The organism is Labrenzia sp. PHM005 (assembly GCF_006517275.1).
Classification (GTDB): domain Bacteria; phylum Pseudomonadota; class Alphaproteobacteria; order Rhizobiales; family Stappiaceae; genus Roseibium.
In genome coordinates this window covers 5,466,465-5,480,590 of the sequence record NZ_CP041191.1, presented here as the reverse complement: position 1 = coordinate 5,480,590, position 14,126 = coordinate 5,466,465, and the positions used below count along the sequence as shown (strand labels likewise).

The 14,126-nt window shown below is 54.6% G+C and carries 12 protein-coding genes; 3 read left to right on the top strand and 9 right to left on the bottom strand.

The genetic code is table 11. The features are described 5' to 3' along the window. Window positions 1-60: 60 nt before the first annotated feature. Both FJ695_RS24780 and FJ695_RS24775 read left to right on the top strand, forming a co-directional pair. Window positions 61-456, top strand: a complete 396-nt coding sequence (locus FJ695_RS24780; RefSeq protein WP_247653730.1) for a DUF952 domain-containing protein — start codon at window positions 61-63, stop codon at window positions 454-456. Further along, complete coding sequence (locus FJ695_RS24775) at window positions 453-1,547, top strand: quinone-dependent dihydroorotate dehydrogenase (protein WP_141187938.1); 1,095 nt, start codon at window positions 453-455, stop codon at window positions 1,545-1,547. The genes FJ695_RS24780 and FJ695_RS24775 overlap by 4 nt, the downstream gene beginning before the upstream one ends. A gap of 2 nt (window positions 1,548-1,549) precedes the next feature. Here the strand turns inward: FJ695_RS24775 and FJ695_RS24770 are convergent, their stop codons facing one another. After that, window positions 1,550-2,899: an MATE family efflux transporter gene (locus tag FJ695_RS24770; RefSeq protein ID WP_141187937.1), complete on the bottom strand. Its 1,350-nt coding sequence runs from the start codon at window positions 2,897-2,899 to the stop codon at window positions 1,550-1,552. Between the two features lie 118 nt (window positions 2,900-3,017). On the opposite strand from FJ695_RS24770, the gene FJ695_RS24765 reads away from it, so the two are divergent. Then, window positions 3,018-3,965, top strand: coding sequence for a histone deacetylase (locus tag FJ695_RS24765; RefSeq protein WP_141187936.1), 948 nt, complete (start codon window positions 3,018-3,020; stop codon window positions 3,963-3,965). Here the strand turns inward: FJ695_RS24765 and FJ695_RS24760 are convergent. The 8 genes from FJ695_RS24760 to FJ695_RS24725 form a co-directional block, all read right to left on the bottom strand. Further along, window positions 3,962-5,005: a hypothetical protein gene (locus FJ695_RS24760; protein ID WP_141187935.1), complete on the bottom strand. Its 1,044-nt coding sequence runs from the start codon at window positions 5,003-5,005 to the stop codon at window positions 3,962-3,964. The two genes, FJ695_RS24765 and FJ695_RS24760, sit on opposite strands and share 4 nt — an antisense overlap. A gap of 94 nt (window positions 5,006-5,099) precedes the next feature. Then, the gene (locus FJ695_RS24755) at window positions 5,100-5,375 is read right to left on the bottom strand and encodes a DUF6460 domain-containing protein (RefSeq protein WP_141187934.1); all 276 of its coding nucleotides are present in this window, start codon (window positions 5,373-5,375) and stop codon (window positions 5,100-5,102) included. Window positions 5,376-5,979: 604 nt separating this feature from the next. After that, entirely contained in the window at window positions 5,980-7,095 is a 1,116-nt protein-coding gene (locus FJ695_RS24750; RefSeq protein ID WP_168206479.1) for an AraC family transcriptional regulator, read from the bottom strand. A 163-nt stretch (window positions 7,096-7,258) separates the two neighbouring features. Further along, window positions 7,259-9,469 carry a 3-hydroxyacyl-CoA dehydrogenase NAD-binding domain-containing protein gene (locus tag FJ695_RS24745; RefSeq protein ID WP_141187933.1) on the bottom strand — a complete coding sequence of 737 codons (2,211 nt, stop codon included), beginning with the start codon at window positions 9,467-9,469 and terminating at the stop codon, window positions 7,259-7,261. A 22-nt stretch (window positions 9,470-9,491) separates the two neighbouring features. Continuing rightward, on the bottom strand, window positions 9,492-10,700 hold the full coding sequence (locus FJ695_RS24740; protein WP_141187932.1) for an acetyl-CoA C-acetyltransferase: 1,209 nt from the start codon (window positions 10,698-10,700) through the stop codon (window positions 9,492-9,494). 27 nt (window positions 10,701-10,727) lie between these two features. Beyond that, on the bottom strand, window positions 10,728-11,366 hold the full coding sequence (locus FJ695_RS24735; RefSeq protein WP_141187931.1) for a glutathione S-transferase family protein: 639 nt from the start codon (window positions 11,364-11,366) through the stop codon (window positions 10,728-10,730). A 105-nt stretch (window positions 11,367-11,471) separates the two neighbouring features. Next, window positions 11,472-13,268 carry an acyl-CoA dehydrogenase C-terminal domain-containing protein gene (locus FJ695_RS24730; RefSeq protein WP_141187930.1) on the bottom strand — a complete coding sequence of 599 codons (1,797 nt, stop codon included), beginning with the start codon at window positions 13,266-13,268 and terminating at the stop codon, window positions 11,472-11,474. A gap of 340 nt (window positions 13,269-13,608) precedes the next feature. Then, window positions 13,609-14,073 (bottom strand): MerR family DNA-binding transcriptional regulator, encoded by a 465-nt coding sequence (locus FJ695_RS24725; RefSeq protein ID WP_141187929.1) that lies wholly within the window; start codon window positions 14,071-14,073, stop codon window positions 13,609-13,611. Window positions 14,074-14,126: the final 53 nt, after the last annotated feature.

Below are 14,126 nucleotides of genomic sequence, written 5' to 3'. Positions count from 1 at the left end.
TAGCCCGCTTGTCTGACCCTTCGGGGCTGAGTAGGTTGCGCGCGTTTACGAACGAGTTCGATGGAAACCCGATCGAGCAAGTCCTCAAAGTACATGGAGCAAGTGCTGCGGATGTCGGTGATTTTTAAAATCGTGCCAAAAACAATGTGGCAGGACGCCGAAACGGCGGGAGTTTTTAAAGGAGCTCCTGTAGATCTGGCCGACGGTTTCATTCATTTCTCCAGCGCTGAACAAGTCCGGGAGACCGCCGCCAAGCATTTTGCCGGACAAACGGATCTTCTGATCGCAGCCTTTGATACTGCGGCTTTCGGAGAGGCTCTAAAATGGGAACCTTCCCGGGGCGGAGCCTTGTTTCCCCACCTTTACGAAGACCTCGATCCAACGTCGGCTTTGTGGGTTAAAGAGTTGCCGGTAGATGGCGATGGGGCCCATCAATTTCCGGAGCTGGATGCATGAGTGTGACTTGGTTGGAACAAGCGGCCCAAAAAGGTCTTCAGCTTTTGGACGCGGAAACCGCTCACCGCGTGACAGTACTGGGGTTAAAGAGTGGACTGGTTCCGGGCAGGAAAATCGCTTCAGATCCACGGCTTGCTGTGAACCTATGGGATCTCAAGTTTCCCAATCCGCTTGGTATGGCAGCCGGGTTCGATAAGAACGGCGAAGTGCCCGATGAGTTGCTCAAACTCGGCTTCGGCTTTGCCGAGGCCGGATCGGTGACCCCGCGGGCGCAAGCCGGCAATCCGAGACCGCGGGTGTTCCGTTTGCCGGGCGATCAGGGGGTGATCAACCGGTATGGTTTTAACAACGAGGGCCATGATGCACTGCGCGCCCGGCTCACTGTCCGGGCTGGCAAACCGGGGGTTCTTGGTATCAATGTCGGCGCGAACAAAGATGCCGATGACCGGATTGCGGACTATGTCGCCGGAATACATGCGTTTTCAGAATTCGCGTCGTATTTCGCGGTCAATATTTCCTCTCCCAACACTCCCGGATTGCGGGATTTGCAGGCGCGCTCGGCACTCGCAGATCTTTTGAGTGGCGTTATGGCCGCGAGAGACGAAAACATTGCCAAGTCCGGCCGGCAAGTGCCGGTTTTGCTGAAGATTGCACCCGATGTGGTCGCTGAAGATCTTGAAGATATCGTCGAAGAGGTACTGGACAAGAAGGTCGACGGCTTGATTGTTTCCAACACCACGATCTCCCGGGAGGGGTTGAGTGGCACGGGGCCTTATCAGGAAACCGGCGGACTTTCCGGCCGGCCACTGTTCCGCAAATCAACCATCATGCTGGCAAAGGCACGCAGACTCGCAGGCCCGGATTTGCCGATCATCGGCGTTGGCGGCATCGACAGCGCGGAGACGGCGTGGACGAAGATTGCGGCGGGTGCTGACCTGCTGCAGCTCTATTCATCCCTGGTCTTCAAGGGCCCGGCTTTGATTGACGAAATCCTGACCGGTCTGATTGCCAAGCTCAATGAAACCGGACTTGCGTCCTTACGGGAAGCCCGGGACGCCAATGTTGATGCCTGGGCGTCCGAAAATCCTTGATACTATGAACTGAAAGTTCTGGCGGCGCGCTTGGGGCAAGCCGCCAGCAAGGTCAGGCCGCGCAATCCCAAAAACAGCGAAATCGCCAGCCATAAACCATGATTTCCGAGAACCGGGAAGAGGGCATAGTAGGCTGCTATATAGGCCGCCAACGACACCAGCATCATGTTACGCATCGTACCGGACCAGGTTGCTCCGATGTAAACACCGTCCATCTGATAAGCCAGCACACCGATGAGCGGGATCACAACGACCCAGATCAGATATGACTTGGCGTAGTCTCGGACGTCTGCGTTGGTCGTCAGAAAGTCGATCATGTGCTGCCCTAGAAGCGCAAACACTATCGCCAGAATCGCGGCCATGGCAAAGCTCCAAAGCGCTGTCAGCTTCAGCGCCCGGTCGAAGGCGGGACGCAAACGCGCTCCAACCGCCCGGCCAGCCAGTTGTTCTGCAGCGGTTGCCAATCCGTCCAAAAAATAGCTGGAAACCATGATGAATTTCTGGAGTACCGCGTTGCTGGCCAGCACGACATCTCCTTGATCAGCAGAGCGGGCCATGAAAAACGCGAAAGCATAGAGAAGAGCGAAAGACCGGATCATGATGTCGCGGTTGAGCGCCATCATCCGCAACAGCAAGCGCTTGTCGAACACGATGCGGGCCGCTGGCCAAGTGCCGCTTTGTGACTGCGTCAGGATGACTATGACCCCAAGGCCGGTCGTAGCAAATTCACTCAAGAGCGTTGCTAGGGCGACACCTTCAACGCTCCAGCCGAGCCCCATAACGAACCAGATGCTCAAAGCAATGTTGAGCCCATTCAAAAAGACCTGCAGGAGCAATCCAATTCCGGCGCGGCCCAGGCCGATAAACCAGCCGAGGATAGCGAAATTGGCGAGCAGGAAGGGGGCGCTGTAGATGCGGATGTCGAAGTAGCGCTTTGTGGCATCTTGTACCTCAGCACTGCCGCCAAGAAACCAGAGGCCTGCGTCCCGGATGGGAGAATGAAACGCGATCAGCAAAAGCCCACCCAAAGCGGCGATAACAAAGGCGCGCAGAAGCGTCGCCCGGATTTCGGTTTCATCGCGGGCGCCAAGGGCCTGAGCCGTCAGACCGGTCGTCCCGGATCTCAGAAAATTGAAAGTGGTAAACACCAGATCGAAGATGATACCGCCGAGTGCAATTCCGCCAATCAGGGCGGCATCCCCCAACCGCCCGATAACCGCCATGTCGATGACACCCAACAGCGGCGTCGACAGATAGCCGAGCGTCATTGGGACGGCTATGGCAAGCACACCTTTGTGCGTGACGGTAAAGCTGGTGTCCGCAGCGTTTTCGGGAATGTTAGGCGATGGCATGAAAGGGCTTTCAGAAGATTATGCTGTCTTCGCCATATGGCGGCGCCGCGTCAAGGGGCAAATCCGCATTGGGGATATGTATCTTTTCAGAAGACCGCAAAAGACTATATTGCGGCCAATGGCCGTTCCATTCGTTCATCATCCCGCCTATTGCGCCGATCTGCCGGCAAATCATCGCTTTCCAATGGACAAGTTCCGGGCTGTCGCTGAGTTGATCCGTTTGGAAGGCCTGTTGGGGGAGGGGGATTTTTTCCGCCCACGGCCGGCTCCCTTCGAATGGGTCGCGCTTGCCCATGATCCTGATTACGTCGATCAGGTATTCAGTGCTGAAGTTCCTGAGAAAATTGCCCGGGAAATCGGCTTCCCGATGCGGACAGATATCGCCCTGAGAGCTCGTTGTGCGACAGGCGGAACGGTATTGACCGGTTATCTTGCGCTGGAACATGGGCTTGCTTGCAACACTGCCGGCGGCAGCCACCATGCGCGTAGGACTCATGGAGCGGGCTTTTGTGTCTTCAACGATGTGGCGGTTGCGATCAAAGTTTTGCAGGCGGACGGTGCTATCCGCAAGGCATTGGTGATTGACTTAGACGTGCATCAGGGAGATGGAACCGCGGACATCTTCAGCGGTGATCCGGATGTTTTTACGTTGTCGATGCATTCTGAAAAGAACTATCCAGTTAGGAAAGTACCCTCCCATTTAGATATTGCCTTGCCCGACGGTCTTGAAGACATCGCCTACCTCCAAAAACTCCAGGACGTTTTGCCGGATTTGTTGAAACGAGAGCCCTGGGACATTGTATTTTACAACGCCGGAGTGGACCCTTACGAAGGTGACAGGTTAGGTCGGCTGGCGCTCACCAGAGATGGGCTCCGTAACAGAGACCGCTATGTCATCGAGACAGTGCGCAGAGTTGGAATTCCACTGGCCGGTGTCTTGGGCGGTGGGTATTCGACCGATATTGATGAATTGGCAGATCGTCATGTCTCGTTGCATAGAGTGGCGTTAAGCGTTGCTGGCCAAACGGGAGGAGAATTGGTTTCTGGAGCTGATGACGTCTATTAAACGACGATATTCGACACTTTTATAGATACCGAAGTGTCAATGCTGATTGAGGATGTGGCTGGCCCGGTGCTGGTCTTAGCCAAGTCAGTTAGTCCGACCCCCAAGGTCTCTTGAAGTGCCGGATCATTGAGATCTTCGTTTCCCGCCTTCAAGGCATCCTTTATTTCCTTCAGGTCGTCCTGCTGGTCTTCATCGTCTTTATCAGCAAGTGCTTCCAGCCAATTGGCCAGCATCTTCAGATCCTGAGCGATCTTACGTAGGTCCTCGTGTTCAGCGCGCATTCCCTCAACCCGCTGATCATGATGGGTTTTATCAGCGAGGTGTTGTTGATCAGCGTAGGCATAGATGGCAGCCTTGTAGTGTTCTTTCTGTTGTTCTCCAGAAAGTTCGTCCTCATTTGGCGGAATACTATTGTTGTTATTGGGTGCTTCCGGCGAGGTCTCCGTTGTTGTGCTCGAGTTTATCGTGTGGGTTGAAGAGGCCTGAGGAGAGGCTTCTGAAGTGCCAGTGGCAACGCTTGTAGCAGGGACGGCGGCAGACGCTGGTTGATTGCCGAGAGTGCTGTCTATAACGGAACTGAATGCATCGGCTGCAGCCGTGACTGCTGAATTCGGCCCGGCCGATCCCAGATTTTCTGCTGCTTTGTTCAAGTCCTTGGCTGCGGAGCTGAACTCCTTGGAGATTTGTTTCAGTTCCTTGAGTAGGCGCTTGGCTTGTTCGGGCGTTGCGAAGCGCATCATCTCTTTCAGCTGTTTTATCCGTTGTTCAATGCGCTCCAGTTTCTCCTTCCGCATTGCGTCTTTGCTGTCCTTCACAGATTTGACTAGCGTGCCGTTAATCCGCGTGGCTTCGGTAAAATCTTTCAGCAGAGACTGGGCGGTCTCGTTTTCTTTTTCAGAAAGCGGCGCACTGGTGCCGGTCAGATTTGTAACCAACGCTTCGGCATTCGCCTGAGACTTGGGTTGAGGCTGGGCCCCGTTGTGCAGGCGCAAATTGAATTGCTGCTGGCTTGCTTTGTTGAGAATAGAAAAGACCGACATAGACAGCATCATCCGTTGGGAGGACGTTTACTCTCCATTAAAATTGGTAAATTTTTAGTTAAATTTCCCGCATAGGGTGTGTCTTTGGTGGTGCTTATCGTCCGCGCCCAACGGAGAGCAATCGCAAAACGACCCAAACCGGCAGTACGATGATCGCACCTGCGACAAGGTATCCGCCTAGGCGCCCAAGGGCATCAAAACCCAAATTCCAAAGATGCTCAACAAAGTCCCAAGCCATATAAACGAGGTCGATTGGGTTCATATTGAGCGCGGCTAAAATAATACCGACCACAAAGGACAGAAACACGAGCCGCAGCAGGACCTGGCCGGGAGATCCTCCCAGAAAACGGTTCAAGCTGCTGTCTGTCATTTTCTACTCCGAAACGGGGCTCCAAATATTCCATGAACTTAGGAAGCCTCCCAGCAGATTGCAACGCGGCATCAATTGGGCTGTTTGCTGGTGCAGCCATATGTTGGATAAATGTTGGGGAAATCCGCTTGAATGATAGCTGATGTCGCAAAACGCTAACATCCGATCATATCCGGCTAAAGACAAGCTAGAGAAACTGGCCTATTGCTAGTTATTGGAAGAGTAACTTAGGCGTGTGCAACTCACCCACACCCGCATACGCTTGGCTTCCACGCCCTGTTGCGAAAGACAACAACCGCAGTCGAGCTGTCTAGACTTGGCTGCCAAAAACCGCATGCAGCAAGGTGTAGTTGGGGGTTGGCGATGCACTCCGGTCGTTTTTCGGCTGGCGTCAATCCGCACCAGTGCCAGGCACGCCAGATGGGGTACCGGGTAAGGGATTGTTAGCGCGGCATGCGGGAGCCCGACCTGCTGCCGCGCTCTATTCTTTTTTGCACTGTTATATATTCAACCGGAACACTGAGTGGTTTTCTGCGTATTGGTATTCCGAATGGCGAAGGATGGCTTCTTTCATTATTTTGGGTGCAGCAGTTTGATCTCAAAATCAGTTTTGAAGCCGCGGTGTGGTCTTGAAATCCGGCCCTGGCGGCACTTGCAATTCCTCTGATGTTTCCGGGCGGTCATCTATCGAGCAATAGTTCTTTGCTGGTTCCGTCAACCGTTCACGAACTTTGCGAGGTGGGGCGCCAAACCACAATTTTACGGCTCTGGAAAAAGTACTGAGTTCTGAGAAGCCAAGAAGGAATGCGATTTCCTTCATTGGCAGAGTTGTTGAGCGCAAGTACCGTTCAGCCGCCGATTTGCGAATCTCTTCACTGAGTTTGCGGTAAGTGATGCCTTCTTTTTCCAGGAGCCGCTGAATTGCTCTTTGTGACATGCCCATTTTGGCTGCGATTTTTGGCAGTGCTGCACCACCTTCCGACAAGCTGGCCGCTATCTCATTGGCAAGGCGCGAGATTGGGGACTCCATCTGACCGAATTCATTCAGTTCCTGAAGAGCGGACTTTAAGATGATCTGGTAGAGATGTGGATCGTTGCGCCGCAGAGGACGGCTCAGCAATGCTTTGGGAAACGAAATCCTGTTTGCCGGAGCGTGAAACTTTATCCGCCCTTGATACTTTTTTTGAAATGTTGAAGTTTTGGCCGGGGGATTTGTGGCCAATTCGATAAGGATTGGTGGCACTGCCATATCGAGGGAATGCTCCAGCTGACGTGCCGCCCAGCCGATACGGGCAAACATGTTTTGCCGCCACTCGCCGCGGCCTTCCAAACTCGGCCACTCGATGTAGGCGCCGGTTTCCGTTTCTTCGTATGTCAGGTGGTAGGCATTCGTCCGGATCTGAATGAATTTTATCCAAGCTTGGCAGGCATCCCTCAAGGATGGCGCACAGGTGAACAGGTAATCAAAAACTGAAAAACTGCCGATATCAATTTTGTTGAATAGATCGAACATAGCTGAATCGTCATCCAGAGCTTCAGCTACATATTCAAAAACGCCGTGCCACGCCGTGACTGACACGATGCCGTGCGGGTCATCGAGTGCTTCCAGATCGAAATCATAGACTTGGGCGATATGGGACCAGTCCAGTCCAGCGTTTGGGCACATGTCCTTCAATACGCGAATAACATCCGCGCGGGCCCACTCTCCTTCCAGCGGCATTTCCCCTCCAAGTGAACCTTACGGTATCTTCTTGCAGCATACTTTGCATGAGAGCGCATTTAGGATCAAGAAGTGTCGTAAATCGCCAAAATTTATTTGATGCGTAAAATAAAACGCCGCCTCATTAAAAGGCGGCGTTCAAACAGTATGGCTGAGCTGTTACCTAGGCGGCGTCTTTGACCGCAACTTCGACTTTTGGCGGGAATTTGCCGTAGAAAGTCTCATCGTTTTTGGCCATTTCACGCAGCAGCTTGTTCGGCTTGAAACGCGGGCCCCACTTGCGGGTGAACTTCTTGCAAAGATCCACAAAGGCTGCCGTTCCCATCATATCGATGTAGCTGAGCGTGCCACCAGTGTATGGTGCAAAGCCAAAGCCGAGAATGGAGCCGACATCCGCTTCTCGAACGTCTGTGAGACAGTTCTCCTCAAAGATCCGCGCAGATTCCAAGGCCTGCATGACGAGCAAGCGCTGCTTGAGTTCTTCGATGTTGAAACTGTCTGCGGACTTCGGCTGACCTACAACGTCCGGAATGCCCGGCCACAGGCTCTTGTCCTTGCCGTTGTAATCGTAAAAGCCCTTGCCGTTCTTGCGGCCAAAGCGTTCCCGCTTGACCACCATCTCTTCCAGGATGTTGTCGAGCGGACCTTCAACGTATTTGACGCCAAGGTCCTTCCGGGTGGCTGAGACGATTTTCCAGGCCAGATCGAGGGCAACCTCGTCACCGAGCGACAGCGGTCCAACCGGCATGCCGGCCATCTTGCCTGCATTTTCGATCATCGGTGCCGGAATGCCGTCTGCCAGCATCATCAGGCCTTCGCGGATGTAGGTCATGACCACACGTGACGTGTAGAAGCCGCGGCTGTCGTTGACGACGATCGGGGTCTTCTTGATGGCCTTAATGTAATCGAGTGCCATGGCGAGTGCGCGATCAGATGTCTTTTTACCCATGATCACTTCAACCAGCATCATCTTATCGACCGGCGAGAAGAAGTGGATGCCGATGAAGTTTTTCGGGCGTTTGGACGCCTGGGCAAGAGACGTGATCGGCAACGTTGAGGTGTTGGAGGCGTAGATCGCCCGGGACTTCATGACTGCCTCGGCTTTTTCCGTCACCACTTTTTTGATGTCGCGGTCTTCGAAGACTGCTTCAATCACCAGGTCGCAATCGGCAAGAGCGTCATAGTCCGTGGTTGCTTCGATTTTGGAAAGGACCTTGGCTTTCTGCTCTTCCGTCGACCGGCCACGCTTGACCGCCTTGGACAAAATGCCATCAGAATGAGCCTTGCCCTTGTCCGCAGCTTCTTGTGTCTGGTCGATCAGGACCACGTTGATGCCAGCCTGGGCGGTGACATAGGCAATGCCTGCGCCCATAAAGCCCGCGCCGAGAATACCAACTTTCTTGATGTTGTTCGGGCGCTGGTCGACCGGACGGCGGGCGCCCTTGTTCAGCTCCTGCATCGAAACGAACAGCGAGCGGATCATGTTGGCCGCTTCGGGGGTCTGCAGGACCTTCGCGAAATAGCGGCTTTCCACCTGAAGGGCGAGATCCATCGGCAGCTGCAGGCCTTCCACAACCGCATGCAGCAGATAGCGGGCGCCCGGGTAGTTGTCGAACGTTTCGCGGCGGTAGATCGCATTGGCTGCCGGCCAGAACTGGAAGCCCGCAGGGGAGTAGACCTTGCCGTTCGGCGCCTTGAACCCCTTCTTGTCCCAAGGTTTGACCGGATCAACACCGGCCTTCAGCATTTTCTTGGCAGCTGCGACCAGCTTCTTGGGCGGGGTGACCTCATCAATCAGCTTGAGCTGTTTGGCTTGCGGCGCGCGCAAGGTCTTGCCCTGAAGCAGGAACTGCATGCCCTGTTGGCCGTCTGCCATGCGCATGACCCGCTGAGTGCCGCCAGCTCCCGGGAAAAGACCGACTTTCACTTCCGGAAGGCCCATTTTCAGGTCTTCATCGGCAACGCGTGCATGACAGGCCAGAGCCAATTCGGTGCCGCCGCCCATGGAGGTGCTGTTGACGGCCGCGACAAACGGTTTGCCGCATGTTTCCAGCTTGCGGTAGACCAGCGTCAGCTTTCGGGAGCCTTCAAACAGTGCTTTGGCAGCAGCTTCTGGATCTTTGGCGCGCTGCACGTGGAAGTCCTTCAGCAGGCCTTCCAACATGGTTAGGTCCGCTCCGCCGGAAAAGGCGTTTTTGCCGGACGTGATAACAGCGCCCTTGATGGCGTCATCGCCAACAACCTGATCAACAACGGCGTCCAGTTCATCCATGACGCTGAGGTCGATGACGTTCATCGACTTAGCCGGCATGTCCCAGGTGATCAGGGCAATGCCATCTTCATCGGTTTCGATCGTGAAGTTCTTATAAGTCATTTTTAGGTCCTCCACTAAAGCCTTAAACGCGTTCGATGATGGTTGCCGTGCCCATGCCGGCGCCGATGCACAAGGTCACGAGCGCCGTGTTGAGGTCGCGGCGTTCCAATTCATCAAGAACCGTGCCGAGGATCATCGCGCCGGTTGCACCCAGCGGGTGGCCAAGGGCAATCGCGCCGCCGTTGACGTTGACGGTTTCCGGGTCGAGGTCGAAGGCCTGCTGGTAACGCAGGACGACCGAGGCGAAGGCTTCGTTGATCTCAAACAGATCGATGTCCTTCTGATCCATCTTGGCGTTTTTCAAGAGCTTCTCTGTGACATCCACCGGACCGGTCAGCATCAGGGCAGGCTCAGAGCCGATGTTGGCAAAGGCTTTGATGCGCGCGCGCGGCTTCTTGCCGATGGAGCGGCCGGCTGTGCTGGAGCCGATCAGAATGGCGGCTGAGCCATCGACGATGCCCGAAGAGTTGCCTGCGTGGTGAACGTGTTTGACGTTTTCCACTTCCGGATGAGCCTGAATACCGACTGCATCAAAACCGCCCATATTACCCATCATTTCGAAAGACGGGTTGAGAGACGCCAGCGACTGCATGTCGGTTTCCGGACGCAGATGCTCATCCTTGGCTAGGATTGTGATGCCGTTGATGTCTTTCACCGGTACCACGGACTTATCGAACTTACCTTCGTCCCAGGACTTGCCCGCGCGCTTTTGGCTTTCCACCGCATAGGCATCGCAGTCGTCACGGGTAAAGCCGTATTTGGTCGCTATCAGGTCCGCGGACACGCCCTGCGGCATGAAGTAGGAGGGGATGGCAACTTGTGGCTCGATCGGCCAGGCACCGCCTGACGCGCCGAGGCCAACACGGCTCATGCTTTCAACACCGCCGGCAACAACCAGCTTGTGTTGACCGGACATGACCTGGGCCGACGCCATATTGACCGCATCAAGACCAGAGGCGCAGAAGCGGTTGATCTGCATGCCTGGAACCGACGTGTCATAATCGGCTGCGAACACGGCTGCGCGGGCAATGTCGCCACCAGCTTCACCGACCGGGTCAACACAGCCAAGAACCACATCGTCTATCTTTTTGGTGTCAAGACCGTTGCGGTCCCGGATGGCTTCCAAAGCTGTAGCGGCAAGGCGGACAGCTGGCACTTCGTGTAGAGAGCCGTCCTTCTTGCCCCGGCCGCGCGGTGTCCGCACGTGATCATAAATATAAGCTTCAGGCATCAGATCCTCCTCGAGATCAGGCAGGCCTCATGCGGCATCCGGCATCGGATGGCCGGGCATGAGGTCATAAGGATGTTTCCAGCCGGACACGGACTTGATCCGCGCCAGCCAGTTATTGACGTTCTGATATTGCTCCAGGCTGAAACCGAGTTCGCCCTCGTAGTACAGGTAACTGCAGAGGGAAAAGTCGGCCATTGTCAGCTTGGTGCCGATGGCGAAATCATTGTCCGCCAGATGCTTGTCCAGAATGGCAAGCGCGCTCTTGGCCCGCCCTTCCAGGAATTTGGTGACGTCGTTTTCGTCAACCTTGATGAGTGTGCGCAGGAACCGGAGCGGCCCGATCATGCCGGAGACTTTTTGGTTGTCGAAAATCGTCCAGCGCAGGATTTCCCGGCGTTCTTCTTCGTTGTCCCAGCCGAATTTGCCGAACCGTTCGAAGAGATAATCCATGATGACCGCGGATTGGGTTAGGAGCTTATCCCCTTCCTCCAGAACGGGCACTTCGCCCATTTCGTTCAACGTGGACCGGAACTCTTCACTCCGTGTCTCTCCATTGAAGAAGTCGACCCATCTGGTATCCCAATCGGCACCGCACAGTTCGAGCATCAGCGCGACTTTGTAGGAGTGGCCGGACTGGGCCATGCAGTGAAGAACGAATTCAGCCATAACGTTAAGAATCTCCCTGGCAAGAAAAGCTGGGGCGAGACTACACCGCCCCGACCTGATTTGCGCGGGTGGAGTGAAGGTCCTGCGAGTGCAGGACCTCAAGGCTTAGAATGCGTCGGTGTTCACCGACATCATGGTGTCGGAACCGGCCGAAATTTTCGCCAGCAGCGTTGCCGTTTCTGGGATCATGCGCTCCATGTAGAACGTGCCGAACGACAATTTGTCGGTAAGCCATTGTTCCTTGCCATTCGCGCCGGACTTGATGCTCTCCTGGGCGGTTTTGGCGATTTTTGCCCACATGTAGCCCATGGCCGTCAGGCCAAACAGGTGCATATAGTCGGTGGAACCGGCTCCAGCATTGTCCGGATTTTTCATGGCGTTGTTCATGAACCACATGGTCGCTGCCTGCAGGTCGTCGACCGCTTTTTTGACTGGGCCGGTGAAGGCTGCAAGCTCTTCGTTGTCCTTGTTTTCTTTCAGGAACGTATTGACTTCGTTGAAGAAGCTCATCACAGCGCGGCCGCCGTTTGCCGGAAGTTTACGGCCAACCAGATCGAGTGCCTGAACGCCATTGGCGCCTTCATAGATCATGGCGATCCGGGCATCGCGGACAAACTGTTCCATGCCCCATTCTGCGATATAGCCATGGCCGCCATACATCTGCTGTGCGTTGACAGCGTTGGCAAATCCAAGATCGGTCAAGACACCTTTCAATACCGGCGTCAGCAGGCCCATCATATCGTCGGAGTACTGGCGGTCTTTTTCTTCTTCAGACCGGTGAGACACATCGCCATGGAGTGCTGTCCAGAGGATCAACGCCCGCGCAGCTTCGTTGAAGGCGCGGATAGACATCAGTGTGCGCCGGACATCCGGATGAACGATGATCGGATCAGCCGCTTTGTCCGGGCTCTTTGCTCCTGTGAGCGAACGGCCCTGGATGCGGTCTTTGGCATAGGTTACCGCATTCTGGTAAGCAACTTCGGACTGGGAAAGACCTTGAACGGCAACACCGAGGCGCGCTTCGTTCATCATTACGAACATCGCCTTGAGGCCCTTGTGTTCCTCGCCAACCAGCCAGCCGGTCGCGTTGTCGTAGTTCATGACGCAGGTCGAGTTGCCGTGGATGCCCATCTTGTGTTCGATCGAACCGCAGGACACGCCATTGCGCTCACCTGAAGTGCCGTCTTCAGCAATTTCATTGCGCGGGACGACAAACAGCGAGATGCCTTTTACGCCTTCCGGAGCCCCTTCGATCCGGGCAAGGACCAAGTGGATGATGTTGTCCGACATGCCGTGCTCGCCTGCCGAAATGAAAATCTTGGTGCCAGAGATTTTGTATGAACCATCTGCCTGCGGAACAGCTCTTGTTCTCAGCAGTCCCAAGTCGGTGCCGCAATGCGGTTCGGTCAGGTTCATGGTGCCGGTCCATTTGCCAGCAATCATGTTTGGCAAATACTTCTGCTTGATCTCATCCGAGCCATGGACCGTCAGCGCTGCAATCGCACCTGCCGTCAGGCCGGGGTACATAGAAAAGGCCATGTTGGCGGAAGAGGCGTACTCGTTGAAGATCGTTGCCAGAGTATGCGGCAGGCCCTGGCCACCATATTCGGGGTCGGCAGACAAGGTGCCCCAGCCGCCTTCACAAAAGGCGTCATAGGCTTCTTGAAATCCCTTCGGAACAGAAACCGTGCCATCGTCGTGACGGGTGCAGCCTTCCTGGTCGCCCGACAGGTTCAGCGGCTGAAGGACTTCCTCGGTGAACTTGGCACCTTCCCGCAGAATCGCTTCCACAAGATCCAGCGGTGCATCGGAAAATCCGGGCAAGTTTGAATAGCGTTCGTATCCAAACACGTCTTTCAACAGAAAAAGGGTATCATCTACCGGTGCGGAATAACTCGGCATGGAAATCCTCCCAGATTTGCCGTCAGAATTGCGCATGACGTTTCCGTAAACGTCACCTTGGAGATCTATATACGCACCAAATCAAAGTCCGGCAAGTGGTGTCGTAAGGGAAGTATAGTTCAAAAATGGACCGGAAAGCGGCCAAATGACGGAATTTTGAGGAGGTCAATCCTCAGAACTGATGCATGACGCTACGTTTTTTGCATTTTTAAGTTAGATGAGATTTACGCTTTTTGCGCTAAAAAAAATTGGAAACAATCGTGATGCGTGCAAAAAAAGCCCGGCAACCGTATGAGAGGCGCCGGGCTGATCTGATGAAAAATGTTGAGTTGCCGGAGGATCAGGCCTCTTCGGCTTCCTTCTGCTTCAGCATGCCGGAGACGATTTCGACGGTCCGGGACAGTTCTTCAATGGCCGTTTCGATATCCTGGCGCTGGTTTTGAAGAACAGCGATTTGCTCATTGAAGCGCGACAAAGCAACACGTAACTGAGTCACCTGACCGTCGCGAAGGTCATACAAATCAAGCATGTCACGGATTTCAGACAGGGAAAAACCGACCTGTTTGCCCATGAGTACCAATTTCAAGCGGGCACGGTCACGCCGGTTATAGACCCGGTTCACGCCGTCACGCTTCGGATTGATCAGGCCTTTGTCTTCATAAAACCGCAGTGTCCGTAAGGTGCAGCCAAACTCCTTGGCGAGATCACCGATGGAAAATTGGGTCTTTTTGCTGCCGTCATCAGCTGCTGAAACCACGTCGACAAGTTCATCGTTGTTGTTCAGAATTGAAAGCGCTTCGCTCATCTTGCCTTGTTCTCGTCTTGTGTACCGCTGAAAGCGGAGTATCGTTAAACCTT